11 protein-coding genes and 4 pseudogenes are annotated in these 18,199 nt (G+C 62.4%); 8 read left to right on the forward strand and 7 right to left on the reverse strand.

Features of this window, described 5'->3' with window-relative positions:
* Positions 1 to 563 precede the first annotated feature (563 nt).
* From adk to AWB65_RS28600, 5 genes and pseudogenes are all read left to right on the forward strand, one after another.
* A complete protein-coding gene (adk, locus tag AWB65_RS28580; protein ID WP_087660517.1) occupies positions 564 to 1,229 on the forward strand; it encodes an adenylate kinase in 666 nt (221 codons plus the stop codon).
* 72 nt (positions 1,230 to 1,301) lie between these two features.
* A complete protein-coding gene (locus AWB65_RS28585) occupies positions 1,302 to 2,231 on the forward strand; it encodes a histone deacetylase family protein (RefSeq protein ID WP_087670339.1) in 930 nt (309 codons plus the stop codon).
* A 342-nt stretch (positions 2,232 to 2,573) separates the two neighbouring features.
* Entirely contained in the window at positions 2,574 to 4,367 is a 1,794-nt protein-coding gene (locus tag AWB65_RS28590) for a PHA/PHB synthase family protein (RefSeq protein ID WP_087670340.1), read from the forward strand.
* Between the two features lie 9 nt (positions 4,368 to 4,376).
* Positions 4,377 to 5,783 (forward strand): bifunctional enoyl-CoA hydratase/phosphate acetyltransferase, encoded by a 1,407-nt coding sequence (locus AWB65_RS28595; RefSeq protein WP_087670341.1) that lies wholly within the window; start codon positions 4,377 to 4,379, stop codon positions 5,781 to 5,783.
* Positions 5,780 to 6,493 (forward strand): annotated as a pseudogene (locus AWB65_RS28600) (acetate/propionate family kinase); the annotation flags it as partial. The gene AWB65_RS28595 and the pseudogene AWB65_RS28600, both read left to right, overlap by 4 nt.
* A gap of 89 nt (positions 6,494 to 6,582) precedes the next feature.
* Here AWB65_RS28600 and AWB65_RS37910 read toward each other — a convergent pair.
* The 6 genes and pseudogenes from AWB65_RS37910 to AWB65_RS28630 form a co-directional block, all read right to left on the reverse strand.
* Positions 6,583 to 6,903, reverse strand: a pseudogene (locus AWB65_RS37910) (hypothetical protein); the annotation flags it as partial.
* 320 nt (positions 6,904 to 7,223) lie between these two features.
* Positions 7,224 to 7,808 carry a hypothetical protein gene (locus tag AWB65_RS28610; protein ID WP_087670343.1) on the reverse strand — a complete coding sequence of 195 codons (585 nt, stop codon included), beginning with the start codon at positions 7,806 to 7,808 and terminating at the stop codon, positions 7,224 to 7,226.
* 398 nt (positions 7,809 to 8,206) lie between these two features.
* Positions 8,207 to 10,579, reverse strand: coding sequence for a two-partner secretion domain-containing protein (locus tag AWB65_RS28615; RefSeq protein ID WP_087670344.1), 2,373 nt, complete (start codon positions 10,577 to 10,579; stop codon positions 8,207 to 8,209).
* A 504-nt stretch (positions 10,580 to 11,083) separates the two neighbouring features.
* On the reverse strand, positions 11,084 to 11,224 hold the full coding sequence (locus tag AWB65_RS37915; protein ID WP_125474230.1) for an alkyl sulfatase C-terminal domain-containing protein: 141 nt from the start codon (positions 11,222 to 11,224) through the stop codon (positions 11,084 to 11,086).
* 147 nt (positions 11,225 to 11,371) lie between these two features.
* Positions 11,372 to 11,638 carry a hypothetical protein gene (locus AWB65_RS28625; protein WP_087670346.1) on the reverse strand — a complete coding sequence of 89 codons (267 nt, stop codon included), beginning with the start codon at positions 11,636 to 11,638 and terminating at the stop codon, positions 11,372 to 11,374.
* A 14-nt stretch (positions 11,639 to 11,652) separates the two neighbouring features.
* Positions 11,653 to 11,829, reverse strand: a pseudogene (locus AWB65_RS28630) (DUF1488 family protein); the annotation flags it as partial.
* A gap of 661 nt (positions 11,830 to 12,490) precedes the next feature.
* On the opposite strand from AWB65_RS28630, the pseudogene imuA reads away from it, so the two are divergent.
* The 3 genes and pseudogenes from imuA (at position 12,491) to AWB65_RS28645 (ending at position 17,484) form a co-directional block, all read left to right on the forward strand.
* Positions 12,491 to 13,190 (forward strand): annotated as a pseudogene (gene imuA, locus AWB65_RS28635) (translesion DNA synthesis-associated protein ImuA).
* Positions 13,120 to 14,322, forward strand: a complete 1,203-nt coding sequence (locus AWB65_RS28640) for a Y-family DNA polymerase (RefSeq protein ID WP_087670347.1) — start codon at positions 13,120 to 13,122, stop codon at positions 14,320 to 14,322. Before imuA ends, AWB65_RS28640 begins: the two are co-directional and overlap by 71 nt.
* A gap of 15 nt (positions 14,323 to 14,337) precedes the next feature.
* Positions 14,338 to 17,484: an error-prone DNA polymerase gene (locus tag AWB65_RS28645; protein ID WP_087670348.1), complete on the forward strand. Its 3,147-nt coding sequence runs from the start codon at positions 14,338 to 14,340 to the stop codon at positions 17,482 to 17,484.
* Between the two features lie 41 nt (positions 17,485 to 17,525).
* Here AWB65_RS28645 and AWB65_RS28650 read toward each other — a convergent pair whose 3' ends face one another.
* Positions 17,526 to 18,005, reverse strand: a complete 480-nt coding sequence (locus AWB65_RS28650; protein WP_235007812.1) for a hypothetical protein — start codon at positions 18,003 to 18,005, stop codon at positions 17,526 to 17,528.
* Between the last annotated feature and the right edge of the window lie 194 nt (positions 18,006 to 18,199).

Consider the following 18,199-nt stretch of genomic DNA (forward strand, 5'->3'; position numbering starts at 1 on the left):
CATCCCGCCGATGTCCAAGCCTGTAGGAGCAAGCGATGAACGGCAACTACATCTCCTTGCGAGCGCTCGTGGACAAGTGGCTCGCGCCCAGTCAGTCGAGGCCAGCCCGGGTAACGTGCATGGGACGCCTGATTGCGACGCACGGGCGCTATGTACGTCTCGAAGGTTGTACTTCAACCGGGACGCTCACCATCGTGTTCTTCCGGCACGACGATGGATCATGGTGTGTTTTCCCGCCCGCCCGGACGTCGCCCGCAATGTGCTCTCGGCTCTTCGCGCAATAAGTGCAATAAGTGCAAGCTTCCGGCTGTCGATCTCCGGCCACAGGGGCTCGTGAATGGCGGCTCGACCGGGCACCGGCGACCACTGAATGTAAGGGCAGTCTGGTAAGCCCGGTTGATGACAGACCGCCCCACGCCTGTGCATTCATTGATTTGAGTCAACTTGCACCTCCCGGAGGCGGTGTCTGATAGAGTTCTTCGCCTCAACGTATATCACCAGAACACCTAACTGCTACCGCAATGCTACGCGCGAAAGTATTGACATAGACTTGGAGCAATCACATGCGTTTGATACTGTTGGGCGCCCCCGGGTCCGGTAAGGGCACACAGGCGAACTTCATCAAGGAGAAGTTCGGGATTCCGCAAATTTCCACCGGCGACATGCTGCGCGGAGCCGTTAAGGCTGGCTCGGCGCTCGGCGTCGAAGCGAAGGGTTTCATGGATGCCGGCGAACTGGTACCGGACGACCTGATCATCAACCTCGTGAAGGAACGCCTGCGTGAGTCGGACTGCGTAAACGGCTATCTCTTCGACGGTTTCCCGCGTACATTGCCGCAGTCCGAAGCGATGAAACAAGTGGGTGTCGCGATCGAATACGTGCTGGAGATCGACGTCCCGTTCAACGAGATCATCGTGCGCATGAGCGGCCGGCGCGTTCACGCTGCACCGGGACGTACGTACCACGTCAGATTCAACCCACCGAAGGTCGAGAACGAGGACGACGTAACCGGTGAACCACTGATCCAACGTGATGACGACCAGGAAGCAACTGTCGAGAAGCGCCTCGACGTATACGTCGCGCAAACCCGGCCGCTGATCGAATACTACAATCAATGGGCGCGTAGCGACGATCCCTTGGCCAGAAGGAGGGCGCCACGGTATGCGGCCATTTCTGATCAGGGTAGCGTCGACGAATTTCGTGCGCGCGTGTTTGATGCGCTGAAATGAACGGTACTCGAGCTGAAGCAGGCCTCCGCCATCCGCCGCATTGCAATAGCTTTCACCGAGCAACGGACTCGCATGTTATCCGCCTACATATCTCATCCCGACTGCGTTAAACATGAAATGGGGCACATGCACCCCGAGTCACCCGAGCGCATCGGGGCCATTCACGACATGTTATTGATCAAGGGATTGATCGATTGCATGCAAACCTGTGAAGCGCCGCTCGCAACGGAACAACAACTCGCGCAAGCGCATTCGATTCCTTATATTCATAGCATCGCAAGCATGGCCCCGACTGAGGGTTACGTGCGAGTCGACCCCGACACCATGATGAATCCCTACACCTACCAGGCGGCGTTGCATGCCGCGGGCGCAGCGGTGCTGGCGACCGACCTGGTGATCGCGGGCAAAGCCAGCACCGCCTTTTGCAACGTGCGCCCGCCTGGGCACCATGCGGAATATGATGCGGCAGGCGGGTTCTGCTTTTTCAACAATGTCGCGGTGGGTATCCGCCACGCCCTGAACGTGTACGGCCTCGCACGCATCGCATTGATCGATTTCGATGTCCATCACGGCAACGGCAGCGAAGACATTTTCCATGCGGATGAACGGGTGCTGATCTGCTCGACTTTCGAGGACAAAATATATCCGTTTTCGGGCAACCAGCCTCGCGGCAAGAACATGGTGAACGTCGCGCTGCCGTCGCGCTCCGGCAGCGAAGCGTTCCGGGCTGCAGTGACCGAAAAATGGCTACCGGCACTGGAGACATTCAAGCCAGAAATGATTTTCATCTCGGCCGGTTTCGACGGCCACCGTGAAGACGACATGGGCAACCTCGGTTTGGTCGAAAATGACTATGCGTGGGTGACGCAACGCATCGTCGAGGTTGCGCGGCACCACGCCAACGGACGCATCGTGTCCTGCCTGGAAGGTGGCTACGAACTCTCACCGCTGGCACGCGCCGCTGCCGCGCACGTGAAGGTGCTGATCGGGGTCGACTGCTAACCATTGCTGAGCTCGGGCATGCGAACGCGCACCCTTTCTGACGCCGTTCGATCCTTACATTGATCAACCGTTTAGAAGAACGACACGGATCGCCAAAGCCCAACATAGATGCTCTTTGATTGACCAAAGTCAAATAAATCGCACCACACAGGCATAAAGTTTTTTCGAGATGCCGTTTCACGCCACACCGCTTCGGCACGACGGAAGCGCGTCGTCCGCACTCCGTTTCAAGCAACATCGCGCAGCATCCTCGGTCGCGCCAGTCATTCAGATACTGAAGGCTCCTGGCGTTGGCACGTCCACGCCGCCGCAAAGCACGTACGAACGACTTGAAGGAAGCCCATGGATACCCGTTCGAGGATCGTCCCGACTGAAAACGCCGCGCCGTCACAAGCGCCGTTCGCCTTACATTCCGTCGACGCCTTTCGCGCGCTCGACCATACGAAAGAAGCCGCCATTGGCCGCCTGACCGGCGGCTTGTCTCCGGCGGCGCTGTCGCTGGCAGTCGCCGACTGGCTGATCCATCTGTCGGCCGCGCCCGGAAAGCGGCTCCAGCTTGCCGCTCTCGCCGTCGCGAACGCCCGGCGAATCGGCGACTACATGCTTCGCAGCGCGTTGGGCGGCGCCGCGCCTGCGCTCACCGCACCCGCGCCCCAAGACCACCGGTTCCGTGCCGATGCCTGGCAGACGGAGCCCTATCGCCTGTGGCTCCAGACATTCCTGCTTACCGAACAATGGTGGCAGGCGGCCACGCACGATGTGCCGGGCACGACGAAACATGATGAAGACGTCGTCTGGTTCGGCGCGCGCCAGATGCTCGACGTCGCAGCACCGAGCAATTCGCCGTTCACCAACCCCGAGGTCGTGCAGCGCACGAACGCGACGCTCGGCGCGAACCTTCTGCAAGGCGCCCTTCATGCATTCGATGACGCTCGACGCCAGGCAGGCGGACAGCCTGCCGCCGGCATCGACGCGTTCAAGGTCGGCGTCGCCCTCGCCGCGACACCGGGCAAGGTCGTGTTTCGCAATCATCTGATCGAGCTCATCCAGTACAGCCCGACGACCGCCAAGGTCGTCGCGGAACCGGTGCTGATCGTGCCCGCGTGGATCATGAAGTACTACATCCTCGACCTTTCGCCGCACAACTCGCTGGTCCGTTTCATGGTCGCACAGGGCTATACGGTGTTCTGCATCTCATGGCGCAATGTTGGCGCCGAGGATCGCGAGTTGAGTCTCGAGGACTATCGGACACAGGGCGTCATGGCCGCGCTCGACGCCGTGACGGAGATCGTGCCCGGACACCGGGTCCATGCGACCGGGTATTGCCTCGGCGGCACGCTCTTGTCCATCGCCGCAGCGGCGATGGCGGGCGTCGGCGACGAACGGCTCGCCTCGGTATCGCTCTTCGCGGCGCAAACCGACTTCACGGAGCCGGGCGCGCTGCAACTGTTCATCGACGACAGCGAGGTCTATTTCGTCGAGAGCATGATGTGGTCGAAGGGTTATCTCGACGCCAGCCAGATGTCGGGGGCCTTCCAGATGCTGCAGTCGAACGATCTGATCTGGTCTCACGTCGTTCACGATTACATGCTCGGCGACGCGACGCCGATGTTCGACATGATGGCCTGGGATGCGGACTCCACGCGCATGCCGTACCGGATGCATTCCGAGTATCTGCGCCAGCTCTTCCTCGACAACGACCTGGCTGCGAGCCGTTATCGCGTCGACGGGCGGCCGGTTTCGCTGCGCAACATCCACGCGCCGATGTTCGTGGTCGGCACCGAGAGCGACCATATCGCACCGTGGCGCTCGGTCTACAAGATCCATTACGTCTCGCAAACCGACGTCACCTTCGTGCTGACGAGCGGCGGTCATAACGCGGGGATCGTCAGCGAACCGGGACATGCGAACCGGCATTTCAGGATCGAGCACGCGGCGGTGGACGACCTTCGTGTCGGCCCCGACGAATGGCTCGCCTCCGCCGCGCCGCAGGACGGTTCGTGGTGGACCGAATGGGCCCGCTGGTTCGACGCACGCTCGACGCCGGAACGCGTGGCACCGCCGCCCATGGGCCTGCCGCACCGCGAGCCTGCGGCACTGCCGGACGCGCCCGGCACCTACGTGCTTCAGCCCTGAGAGCGAGCCATGAACGACGACCTGCTGCTTCACAACCGCACGTTCGATGAACTCACGCTCGGCGAGTCGGCATCGCTCGTGCGCACTGCCGGGCTCGACGATATCCAGTTGTTCGCCGCGATGTCGGGCGACGTCAATCCCGCCCATGTCGACGCGGCGTTCGCCGCACACGATATGTTCGGCCATGTCGTTGTGCAAGGCATGTGGACGGCCGGGCTGATCTCGGCGCTGCTCGGCACGAGACTGCCGGGGCCCGGCACGATCTATCTCGACCAGGACCTGCAGTTCCGCCACCCGGTCGTGCCCGGCGATGTCGTCACGGCCACCGTGACCGTCAAGGAGAAGCGCGCGGACAAGCGGATCGTCCTGATGGATACGCGCTGCACCAATCAGCGCGGCGACATCGTGCTGACGGGCATGGCCACGGTGATTGCGCCGGCTGAACCGATCGTCTGGCCGAGGATGGCGCGGCCCGACGTATTGGTGCGCAGGCACGATCGCTACGACGCCTTCATGCGCGAAGCACGTGCGCTTCCCGCCCTGCGCACGGCGATCGTTCATCCATGCTCACCGGAGGCGATCAAGGCCGCCATCGAGGCACGCGACGAAGGCTTGCTCGATCCCGTGCTGATCGGCCCCGAAGCGAAGATTCGAGCGGCGGCAGAAGAAGCGCAGGTGAGCCTCGACGGCGTGAGCATCGAGGCGGTGGCGCACAGCCATGCGGCGGCCGCGCGTGCCGTGGCCATGGGCGCGGCGGGCAAGGTCGAGGCGCTGATGAAAGGCAGCCTGGAAACGCATGAACTGCTCGCGGCGGTCGTGGACCGTGGCTCGAACCTGCGGACCGAACGGCGCATCAGCCACGTCTACGCGATGGACGTGCCCGGCTATCCGAAACCGCTCTTCGTCACCGACGCCGCCGTGAACATTACGCCGTCGCTGGAGGAAAAGCGCGACATCTGCCAGAACACGATCGACCTGCTGCATGTGCTCGGCATCGAGCAACCGCGGCTTGCCGTGCTTGCCGCCGTGGAAACCGTCAATCCGCGCATGCCGACCACGCTCGACGCCGCGGCGCTCACGGTCATGGCTGCGCGCGGCCAGATTCGCGGCGCGCTCGTCGATGGCCCGCTCGCCTTCGACAATGCCATCAGCATGGCGGCGGCCAGGACCAAGGGCATCGTCTCGCCGGTGGCGGGCCAGGCGGACATCCTGCTCGTGCCCGACCTGGAGGCCGGGAATATGCTCACGAAGCAACTGATGTACTTCGGGGGCGCCGATGGTGCCGGCCTCGTGCTCGGCGCGCGCCTGCCGATCATCATGACGAGCCGCGCCGACAGCCTCCGCTCGCGGCTCGCTTCCGTCGCGCTGGCGAAGATCGTCGCCGCACGGACGCTGCGCGGCGCCGCATTGCCGTGAGCGCCCCGCTGCTGCTCACCTTCAATCCTGGATCGTCGACGGTCAAGATCGGCCTTTTCAATGTCACGGCCGATGGCGCCAGGCGCATCGGTCAGGGCACGATCGACTTCCAGCATGCCCCGCTGTTGCTGCATCTCGTCGGTGGCGACAAGACCCGCGAGATCCCCTTGCAGGCAAGCGTCACGGAAGACCTGCACGACGTGCTGGACGAAACGCTGAACTGGTTCGCGACGCACTTTTCGCTGACCGACCTCGTCGCCGTCGGGCATCGCGTGGTGCATGGCGGTGACGCGTTCGCCGGTCCGGTTGCGATCACAGACGCAACGCTTGCCGCCATCGTCGAACTCGTGCCGCTCGCACCGCTGCATCAGCCGCAAAGCGTACGGCTCATTCGCGCGATCCGGCACCTGCGGCCGCACCTGCTGCAATCGGCGTCGTTCGATACGGCCTTTCATCGCACGCAAACGGATCTCGTGCGGCGCTTCGCCCTGCCTCGCCGGTTCTTCGACAACGGCGTCAAGCGCTACGGCTTCCACGGACTCTCGTACCAGTTCATTGCTCGCGCGCTGGCGCGCCAGTCGCAGCGCTTGGCCGCGGGCAAAGTGATCGCCGCGCACCTGGGAAGCGGCGCGAGCCTGTGCGCGATGAGCGCGGGCTCAAGCCGCGACACCAGCATGGGCTTTTCGACCCTCGACGGCATTCCGATGGCCAACGGTTCCCAACCATTTTGCGAGGGCAACCAACTATGGCCGTTCCACGCTTTGTGATACATCTGGTTGTCGGTGCCCAGTGCGATTAGGTTGAGACGATTCCGCTCCCCAGAAACCGCTGCTGGAGAGCTTCTAAAACTGCCGCCGAGTGGCTCCCATTCACGCTGCGAAGGAAGCCAACAGGTGCCATTCCACGCTTTGTGATACATCTGGTTGTCGGTGCCTACGCCGAATATGTCAAGGCGGTTCGGTCCCCACGAAACGCAGGCGACCGAACTCTTTTTTCGACCGACCTGCGCGAGCACAGGGGTATGACCGCCTATCGCTGCTAAACCCGCAAAGCCAAGCAGCGATACACTGCCAATTTTTGTAAGCACCCGACGACGCAACGCTTTGTTAATAACCTGCATACGGCCTCCTTAATCATAGAGCTTCGTTTGATATCTAGTCCGCCATAAGCAAGCGCTGCTTAGTGCTGCTCCATAATCAGAGATATAGAGTCGGGACGGATTGACTTGAATCAAAAGGGTGAAGCCCAACGCCAGGAACGCGCTTCGTCGCGCGGTGCCTTGTCGGGTCAGCTACTAGGTCTGCGCGGTATGCCGCACCACTGCCTCTACCGAAACAGAGGGTCGGTGAAGAAAGCAACAGTCGCACCACGGGTTCCGGCCCGCGGACGCCGCGGCACTGGTCTCGCAACAAGAAGCGGGCCATAGCCCGCTTCGCACATTCAAGCCGCCGAAACTCCTGTGACAGCGCCCGCCGGTTCGTCTGCAACAGCCGGAGATGCCGGATCGAGGTTCTGCTCGGCGATCAGCAAGAACAGGCTCTTCGGATTTGGCAGGAACTCACCCTTGTTCGCCCCAGCGACGATCATCTTGGTCTTCTGCATGATCGTCACCGTGTTGCGGCCCATCGCGCGCGCAGCGCTCGGGGAATACGGCTTCGCAATCAGATTCTTGTGGAGGTTCCCGTTGTCGCCCGTCGTGATCTTCCCGTCGGCGGCGAGCACGTCGAGCGCACGCTCGAGGATCTCGTTCGGCTTCGCGGTCTTGCCCGAGAGGAAGTCGAGCAAGATGCTCGCACTATTCTTCACCTTCACGCTCATGGCGTCGATCACCGCGAGCGTCTCAACCTGCTTCGCTTTCAAGGCGTCACCTTCGAGGTCGGCGTCTGCGATCTCGAGGACGAGGACGAGGTAGTTCCCGAGATTCGTCCCCAGGCGCGCTTTGATGCGATCCGTCTTGTTCGCGTAGTGGACGCGCTGGCTGCGCGCTTTCGCGGCTGCTTCCGTAAGCGTCGCGCGAGGGGTCACGCGACGTGTACACACTTCTGCAGGCTTAAGCCAGACGTAGGCAGGAGTCGAACGTTCAGCCACGGAAACCGCACGCGGGTTCGGGATGCGGCCCGACCGGACGTGATCGGCGCGTCGACCGACGGTTGCCATCACGGATGGACCTGCGCAACCATTTGGAAATGTGCCATAACGGCATGGAGAAACCACGCGCAAATACCAAGGTGATTCGAGTGATGGCCAAATCGGGCTCTGACAGGTAGAAACGATCTCCGCTCAACGTTGGGATCGCGGACGTCACGGTGAAGAGACGCGCTACCTCCTCCCGTTCTTCCACGACGATGAGAAGGCAGTCGATGTGACGTCGAAGCAGTGAACGTCCGGGCGCGCGTTACCGCAACGGCTGGTCGCGACGCCGTCTAATATCGAAGCCTGGGAAAGCCCCACAGTTCTGGTGGTTCCCAGACGCCGCGTGCGCTGAAGTCCCATGTCGGCCCGTAGCTCGCCGACTTGGCAAGACCTGCGGCAGTCAAGCCACTCGTTGCGGGAAGCGTGTTACCCCGACCCACCGCTGTCACTGCGTCTCCAACATCCTTACGCCAGAAGACATCTGGTGCAATCGTGCCGACGTTGACGCCAGCGACGCCACCGAGCGGAGCGCCACTAAGAGTCGTGCTGGTATGGGCGTCGGTGACCGACTGCGAAAGGGAGCCAGAGTTCGAGCCGATCAAACCGCCGACAGTCCCGCCTGCGCTGATAGCCGGTAACATTACCTGGCCGACGGAGGCCGATTGCTCGATATGGCCGCGATTCTCGCCTGCGACGCCGCCGGCCGGCCCGTGCTCGCTCGTAACGTCGCCTCCAGCTGCAGCACGAATAACGATTCCCTCGTTGACGCCCACCGCACCGCCGGTCGCCGCACCGCCCGACACCGCGGTGTATTCACTCCTCGTTTTCGCGAGCACGCCGCGATTGATACCCACGATGCCCCCCGTAGCGGTGGTGCCTCCGCGCACGGTCCCGTAGGTGAAAACGTCGATTATCAGCCCGTCGTTGCGCCCCGCTATCATGCCTAGCGCGCCTTCGCTCGCCGTGGCCGAGCCGTCGGTCAAAGCAAAGTCACGGACCACCGCCCCCTCGCCGACCACGCCAAAGAGACCGGTAGTCGAACTGGAATTGGTATTGCGCGCGTCTATGCTTACAGAGAAGAGCCCGCCGCCGCCGTCGAACTGTCCGGCGAACGGATGCTCCGCACTACCGATGGGCGCTGGCAGCGCGCCACCGTTGAAAAAGCTCTTTACGCGATAGTTGCCAGCGAGGTTGTCGTAGATAGCGCTGAAGTCGGTGGGATCGTTGATCTGCATGTAGCCGGTGATTTGAGTCTTCAGCCCGCTCAGGTGTGCCGGTCGCCACGCCAGGTTGCTGTGCTGCACGCCGGGACCATATAAGCCGTTGCGGTCGTAATACATCTCAACGAGACCAGTGCTGCGACACCAGTCGAGCACGCCGTAGTTCGACACACTCCCGCCGTTGTTGGCTCCCAGAGCGTCAGCGGCAACGGTGAACTTTCCGCTACCTGCGTTGGCGACGGTCACGCCCGGTGAGAAAGTCACTGAATGCCGCGTGCGGAAGTAGAACGGCGCTGCGCCTGTCCAGCGCACATCGCCGCCCACGACGATGTCGCCCGTGCGCCGAGGCGGATACGCGTCCGCGGTATCGACCGTCACCGCCGTCCCGGAAGACAGACTGTGCGAAAGCGTTCGCCCCAACGCCGAATCGATGGTCAGCTCAGGTATGGTGATGTTCAACGAATCTGCGTGCAACGTGGCATCACCCATGCTCATGCGGTCGGCGGTGATGGCCACTTCGCTCGGCGGTCCCGTACCCTTGTCCGCGGTAATTGTCGCGCCGTTAGCCTGGACCCGCCCGGTCTGCGCGACGAGCCACACGTGCCCGCCACGCTCGGCAGTGCCAGTTGCATGGAGTTCCCTGTTGCGCCCTGCGAGCGCGAAAACATTGCCGTCGGCGGCTTCGATCGCGATCTGTGCCGCGCGGATGACGCCCGCGTTCAGCGCAGTGCCGCCACTGCCGAGCTCAATGTACGCTATGTAACCGAGTCGCTCGTAAAGCGGAATGAGCACCTTCTCTCCGACTGCCAGTTGCGCAAGACCCTTGTCCGCGCGCAGTTCGCCCGCGTTCACAACCTTGTTACTTGCGATCAGGAAGACGTCGCTGCCGGTCGACTCGATCTTCCCGAGATTGACGATCTTTCCGTCTGACTTTCCCGTTAGCGACACCTGGGGAAAATAGCGCATGAAGTCATCGTTCGTGACATTGAGCGTCGATGCCACGAAGCGCCCACCCGTCGTCACAACGCCGGTGCGTCCAACTACCACCCCGTGCGGATCGAGCAGATACACGTCGCCGACGCCGGTGAGTTTGCCGTCGATGGTGGCGACGCCCGGCCCAGTCACGCGGTTCAGCGTCGCGCCATTCGGGTTGTCGATGGATACCGCGTGCGCCTTGCCGATCACGAAGCTGTTCCAGTCGATGATGGCCGTCGGCGTGGTCTGTGTAATGGCGAGAGTCGTGCCATTGGTCGCCATCGAGCCTGCGCCCCCGACGAACCTTCCGCCGCTTGGAAGCGGGCCTGCGCCGAAGGCAGGCATGGTCATGCTGGCAAGCACGATCGCGGCCAGCGGCCTTGATTTTGGTCGATATTGCCGCACAAGCGAGCTGCTGACTGGCTGCGGCGCATGCTTCGAAAGGAGGTGCATCGAAAGAACGCGCATGACCGCCTCCCTGGCGCGCAGAGCGAGTCCGGTTGACGATGCGCCGCGCCACGTGCGATAGCAGATTGGGGCTTAAAACCGATTGCATCGCCGGTAAGGCAATGCTAGGTGCTCGCACGTCCCTTTTCAAGGACCGTGTCGTCTGAGTAGCAGTTGTTGTCTGCGCAGATGTTGCGCGCTCCCTTGCACGCAAAAAAAGTAGACGCACGTTTCTCTCAGCCGTGCCGGTTTGCGTTCTACGGATGATCGCATCCCGCCAGCAGTCGAAAGTCCAGCGTTTCGAACACCGTTTGGCTCTTTCCCCGTCTCAGTGCCTGCGACAGGGATTTGACGGGCATCGCCGCTAGGCAAGCAGTCTTCAGGGGTCGATCGAAACAGCGGAATGCCGCTCTTGTCGAACAAGCTAGCGCGGCGGCATAGGCCATGGCAGAACAAGCGAATAGCCTTCGCCATCCGCCCGGCTTGATTTCTCATGTGCGGGACCCGCGCAGGCGTCACGCGCATTCACGGGCGCGGCGTAACGATTGTGAACAACAGATTGAAGCTGTCAGTCAGTGATAGCAGTTCCGTAAGCTTGCCGCGATCGCCCGTCAATTTAGCGCGGCCAGCTTGCAATTCCTTGTCCAGATTTGACTCGTGCAACATGTTTATATACGCGGACCCCACGCTGAGCACCGGATTATGAAGCGCCGCAAAGCGGCGCACTGAAGCCGCACGGCGGCTCGACGGCGGAGCATCCACAAAGGCCGATAAGCAGTCTGCAAGTGCTCGGATGTTTCGGTATTTGCAAAGTCACCCGGACGTACCAACGCTTCGATCAATATTACTGGGAGCGCTTCTTTTCTCGTCCACCATCAACCCGTCAAACGCTTCCCGAGCGTCCCTCAATTCCTGCATCGCGGCGGCAAACCGCGCCAATTCAAGCGTGGCCGGAGTATGTGTGGCGCCGTCTGAAAAATGTGCATCAAGTGCAATCGAGGCAGCCTGCGCTTCACGCGCGGCATTCGCGACACGCTTAAGCGCCCTCGCCTCGCTTGATTTATTTTCGCTCTTCGTCATCGTGCGTCCGGGTCCTACCGCTCGAAGTCCTGTGAGGTAAGTTTAATCGCCTCGGTTGCCAAGCGACGGGCCTTGCGTTCAGCCATTGCGACGATCCTCTTTCTACCATCTGAAAACGCGTGAAGGAGGTGGGCCTCGTCAGCATGCCGTCCGAGCCAGAAGTGATCCTCGAGCGCCTTACGACTAATAGAACACTTGAGTCTTTTTCAATTATCTCGATCTCAAACCGGACGGCTTCTCCGCCGCGCGATACCGTCTCCAAGGTCTTTACGTTCGTATCCACTTCAAACCTGTGCGCTTTCTATAAAGATTGGCTGTTGGGTAAGCGCTAGCCCTGTAGGGCTTCGCTCCGCTGAATTGTTTTTTTCCAGACGCCCGTTCCGACTTTGCGCAACTATGCTGCCAACTCTTCATTTATTCTGCTGCTGGTTAGCCACCATCGATCCTCGACGAGATACGGCAGTCCGAAAGCACGAACCGACTCGTCGTTGAGGCGTACGTGTCGCCATTGAGGCGAGTTGCCCCCACGACTACCCCTCCAAGTTCACCTTGATGGGAGCGAGCGCAGTCACAATCTGTTGCAGTTCGTTGCTGAGCGGCTTGCAATATAGCGTCGGTCATCATCGTTAATGACCGTATCTTCCGCGTTGGTAGAGTGCAGATCGATTCCGCAATATTTCATCTTAGCTTCCTACACACGTGAACTGGCCGGTGCCGTCCAACTGTAGACGGAGATCCGCACGTTCGAGCCGTCGCACGAACGTGCGGATCTCGGAGGCCTTCCAATGATTATCAATTCACTGTTAGCGTTTTCCATGTAAAGTACTGTACATCCATACAGTCATTCACGCTATGTCCGCCCTGCCGAAACACGTCGAGTCGATCCACCCCGCGCTGTGGCGCGGGTCGCAGCTCGCGCGTGCCTATGGCAAGACGGTCGACACAGGCTACGCGGCCCTGTCGGCGGAGCTTCCAGGTGGCGGCTGGCCGCTCGGGTCGCTCGTCGAATTGCTGGTGCAGCAGCCCGGCGTGGGTGAGCTTCGCCTGTTGCGCCCGGCGCTCGCCGAACTCAGCCGCCGGCCGGTTGCGCTACTGCAAGCTGCCCAATTCGCTCGCGTTCTCCTATCTGGGATTGCCGCTAGACAAGCTGATCCAGTTGCGTGCGCCGAAGACCGCCGACGCGCTCTGGTGCGCCGAACAGGTGCTGCGGGCACGAAGTTGCGGCGCGTTGGTCTTCTGGCAGCAGCACATTCGCGCCGAGGCCCTGCGGCGGCTGCATCTCGCGGCGCAGGCGACGGAGACGCTTTTTCTCCTTGTCCGGCCGCTCGCCAGCGCAGCGGATGCGTCGCCGGCCACGTTGCGGCTCGCCGTGCGTTCGGCCGATGGCGGCATCGTCGTCGACGTCGTCAAGCGACGAGGACCGATACGAAACGAGACGCTCAGCGTCGCCCTCCAACCCTCACCGATTCTGCTCAGCCCTCATGGCCGTACTCGTCGCCATTCACCTGCCCCGGCTTTCGCTGGAGGTATTCCGTCCAAGGTGGTCGCCTAGGACGGCGAACGGCTGCGTCGTGCTGGACAAGGACAAGGTCGCCATCGCCGACGCGGTGGCTCGGGAGGCGGGCGTTTTGCTCGGTATGAAGCGCGGGGGCGTCGTGACGCTCGCGCCCGATGCGCTCGTCTACGACCGCGCGCCCGTGCGCGAGCAGGACATGCTGCGCGAGGTCGCGCTCGCCCTGATGCGTTTTTCGCCGATGGTGGCCGTCTGTGAAGAAGATACGGTCGTAGTCGATGTGTCGGCGAGCCTGCGTCTTTTCGGCGGCATCCTGCGGATCTGCCATCAGATCAGGCAGATCGTCGACGCCGTGGGCGTGAGCGTGCGCATGAGCGTCGCCCCGACCGGTCAGGGCGCCTGGATGCTCGCCAAGCGCGGGCATCGCCGCGTGCTCAAGATGCGTTCCCTTGAGCGTGAGCGGCTCGTCGTGCAGCTATGCGGCTGGCTGAGCGCGCAGCAACTCGCGCTCACACACGCGAGCGTGACGCTCGAACACGAACGCGGACGCGAGGCGATCGAGCCGACCACGATCGACCTGGCGCTCGCCGAGCCGACCTGGCACGAAGAACATCTCGTGCGGCTGTTGAAAGAGCGCTTGGGGCGCGTTGAACTTCCGGCGGCCGTCATCGCCGTGCGGCTCACCGCGACCAAGGTCCAGGCCGCCGAACCACCGACTGATACCCTCTTCCCGGACCCCGGCGGCTCGGCGGAGGACCACAATCGTCTGCTGGAACTGCTCGTCGCGCGTCTGGGACCGGAGAACGTCCTGCGCCCCGCGCCGACCTCGGACCATCGGCCGGAACACGCGAACCGCTGGGTATCGGTATCGGTATCGGTCCAGGATGCCGCCAGGCCCGAAGCGCCGCCTTGTGATCTGCCCCGCCCGACGTGGCTGCTCGAAACGCCGCTGCGTCTGATGGTCAAGAACCACCGGCCGTTCTACGGATCGACGCTGAAGCTCGTCTCGACGGGCGAGCGCATCGAGGCCGGCTGGTTCGACGGCGATCTGGCCGCGCGCGACTACTTCGTCGCTGAAGCCGCCGACAAAAGCTGCTACTGGATCTACCGGGAGCGCCCGAGCGCCACCTCGGACGAAGTGCGCTGGTTCCTGCACGGCCTCTTTGGATGACATGAGCCAAACGCCGTGGATTCGCCTTTCTCCGCCCTGCCCGCGTATGCGGAGCTCTTCGCCTTTTCCAACTTCAGCTTCCTGCATGGGGCGTCGCGCGGGGAAGAACTCGTCATGCGCGCGTCGCAGCTCGGCTACTCGGGTCTCGCCATCACTGACGAGTGTTCGCTCGCGGGCGTCGTCCGTGCTCATGTGCAGGCGAAGGAAGAGAAGCTGCCGCTCGTCATCGGGTCGTATTTCAAGCTGGTGCACGCCGACAAACGCCCCGCCTTCGGGCTGATTCTGCTGGCTCAGAACCGCGATGGCTACGGCAACCTGTCCGAGCTGATTACACTCGGCCGCATGCGGGCGGCGAAGGGCAGCTATCTGCTGACGCCGCAGGACATCGCGCGTCCGGAGAAGGCGTACGCGCACCTGCGCGGCATGCCGAACTGCCTCGCGATCCTCATTCCCGATTTCCCTGCGAACGAAGACGCGCTCGCCGCGCAACTCGACTGGATGAATGCGACCTTTCCGGCTCGGGCCTGGGTGGGACTGACCCTGCATCAGCGCGCGATGGACGATATCCATCGCGGCACGGTCGAACACCTTGCCTCCCGGCATCTGGTGCCAGTCGTCGCGACCGGCAACGTCGTCATGCATGTACGGTCGAGAAAGCCGCTGCAAGACACGATGACGGCCATTCGCCTCGGCAAACCTGTCGCGCAATGCGGCTACGATCTCGCGCCCAATGCCGAACAGCACCTGCGCTCGCGCTTGCGGCTCGCCAACCTGTATCCCGAGCACGCGCTGACCGAAACATTGAGCGTGCTGGAGCGCTGCACTTTTTCGCTCGACGAACTCAGGTACGAATATCCCGACGAACTCGTTCCGCCAGGCTTCACGCACGAGGCGTATCTGCGGCAGGAAACGTATGTCGGTGCGCATCGGCGCTTTCCGCACGGCATCCCGCACGCGGTGCAGGAGCAGGTCGAGCACGAACTGCAGTTGATCCGCGATCTCGGATACGAAGCGTATTTCCTGACGGTCTACGACATCGTGCGCTTCGCCCGCAGCCAGCACATCCTGTGTCAGGGACGTGGGTCCGCGGCGAATTCCGCCGTGTGCTATTGCCTCGGCGTGACCGAAGTCGATCCTTCGCGCGGCAGCATGCTGTTCGAGCGATTCATCAGCAAGGAACGCGGCGAGCCGCCCGATATCGACGTCGATTTCGAGCATCAGCGGCGCGAGGAGGTCATCCAATACATCTATCGAAAGTATGGACGCGACCGCGCGGCGATCGCGGCGGCGGTCTCCACGTATCGGCCTCGTGGCGCGCTGAGGGAAACGGGCAAGGCGCTGGGCGTCGACCCGCAGATCGTCGACCGAGTCGCGAAGAGCCATCAGTGGTTCGACAATTCGCAGGACCTGTTGCAACGCTTCGGCGAGTCGGGGCTGGACCCGGAGAACCCGTTGATTGTCGCCTGGGCGTCGCTTGCGGGGCAGATACTGAATTTCCCACGCCACCTGTCGCAGCATTCGGGCGGTTTCGTGATTAGTCGCGGCAAGCTCACGCGGCTCGTGCCCGTCGAGAACGCCGCGATGGCCGATCGCAGCGCCATCCAGTGGGACAAGGACGATCTCGAGGCGCTCGGGCTGCTCAAGATCGACGTGCTTGCGCTCGGCATGCTCTCGGCGATCCGTCGCACGCTCGACATCGTGTCCGAGCAGCGCGGCGAGCGCTTCGAGATGCAGGACATCCCCGCCGAGGACCCCGTCACCTACGAGATGATCTCGCAGGCGGATACGATCGGCGTGTTCCAGATCGAATCCCGTGCGCAGATGTCAATGCTGCCGCGGCTCCAGCCGAGGACCTTTTACGATCTCGTGATCGAAGTCGCGATCGTTCGACCGGGGCCGATTCAGGGTGGCGCAGTTCACCCCTATCTACGCCGCCGACAAGGATTCGAGCCTGTCACCTATCCCAGCGATGCGCTTGAGGCTGCGCTCGGGCGCACGTTGGGCGTGCCGATTTTCCAGGAGCAGGTGATGCAGGTCGCGATCCTCGCGGCGGGTTTCACACCGGGTGAAGCGGATCAACTCAGGCGTGCGATGGCCGCCTGGAAGCGCAAAGGCGGCTTGCAGAAGTACTACGACCGTATCGTCAACGGCATGCGCGAGCGTGGGTATAAACAGGACTTTGCGGAAGCCATCTTCGAACAGATCAAGGGCTTCGGCGAGTACGGCTTTCCGGAGAGTCACGCGGCGAGCTTCGCCCTGCTGGTGTATGCGAGCAGTTGGCTGAAATGTCACGAGCCGGCTGCATTTCTCGCCGCGATGCTCAATTCGCAGCCGATGGGCTTTTATTCGCCCTCGCAACTCGTCCAGGATGCGAAGCGGCACGGCGTGCAGGTGGCGCCCGTCGATGTGACGATCAGCGGCTGGGATTCCGTTCTCGAACGTCGTGAAGGAGAGGCGGCGGCCGTGCGGCTCGGCTTGTCCTTGCTCAGAGGGATGCGCGACGGCGCGGCGGAGCGGATCGAAGCCGCACGCGCGGTCAGGCCGTTCCTGAATGTCAGCGATCTCGCGCGGCGCGCGCAACTCGACCGGCATGATCTTCAGGTGCTGGCGAGCGCCAACGCGCTGGTCTCTCTCGCGGGCAATCGTCGTGAGGCGTTATGGCAGTCGGTCGCGGCCGTCCCCGACAAGGACATGCTGGTCGACGCCCGCCTGGAAGACGAGACACCGGTACTCGGCGCTCCGACTGAAGCGGAAGACATCGTCAGCGACTATAAGTCGACCGGACTCACGCTGGGGCGTCACCCGCTGGAGTTGCTTCGCCCGATCCTGCTCAAGCAGCGCCTGATCCCGGCATCGACGCTGCGAACGTATCCGAACGGCCGGCTGGCTCGCGGCTGCGGTCTCGTGACCGTCAGGCAGCGCCCCGGCACCGCCAAGGGCGTGATGTTCGTGACGCTCGAAGACGAGACGGGCAATGTGAACGTGATCGTCTGGCCGTCATTGCTCGAAAAGCAGCGCAAGGAAGCGCTTGGCGCATCGCTGCTCGCGGTCTATGGCACCTGGCAATGCGAAGGCGAAGTGCGCCACCTCGTCGCGCAACGGCTTGTCGACATGTCGCATTTGCTGGGCGGATTGACGACGGTCAGCCGGAACTTCTGCTGACAATCCCCAAGCACGGGATGGCCAGCAGATCGCTGGACTGCTCACGACCCTCCTGTACCGGCCAGCGCGGGAAGCCCGAGCGCCGGAGCCAGCGTCTTATAGTCCAGCAGAAAACGCGGATCGCCCGCTGCCTCGCGCGACATCCATTTGGTCAACTCCTGTCGGCATGACTCGGCTTCCATCCGAACGAAGCAGGTCGAGCGCTTCGGCATCATGCTGGCAGCCCAATAGAACTTGAAGAGCGTCTGCCGCTCGGAGGCATCCATTTCCAGGGCCTCCGGATCGTGACCTGAAAGCCACTGCTCGACCTTCACGCGCAGCGAAGCTTCCGATTCATTCGGTCCATACGAGAACATGTACGCGCCGCCCGCCTGTGCCGTCTGAAAATCATCAAGCACGATTGCTAGGACAAATCGCGCAGCCTGCGGGTTGATCTTGAAATCCGCTGCTTGAGCGCTGCCCGCTAACTGCGACCAAGCGACGGCGAAGCCAATTAATCTGCTGTTGATCCACTTAGACACAACCGGGCCGTAGGTTTCGTTAAAGACACATCTTCCCGTAGCTTACGCCCGGCAGGCGGATCTGCCGACTTTTTGTACGACTCCGCCGAGACCCTGTCGACAGGGACGAGGATCTAAGGCTGTGCTGAAGAAGCGGGGGTTTTCACGGGATCGTCGTTGCTGATTCCACGATGCGAGAATGGCGACGCGCTCGC

Origin of the sequence: Caballeronia humi (assembly GCF_001544475.1) — a bacterium.
Taxonomy (GTDB): Bacteria; Pseudomonadota; Gammaproteobacteria; order Burkholderiales; family Burkholderiaceae; genus Caballeronia; species Caballeronia humi.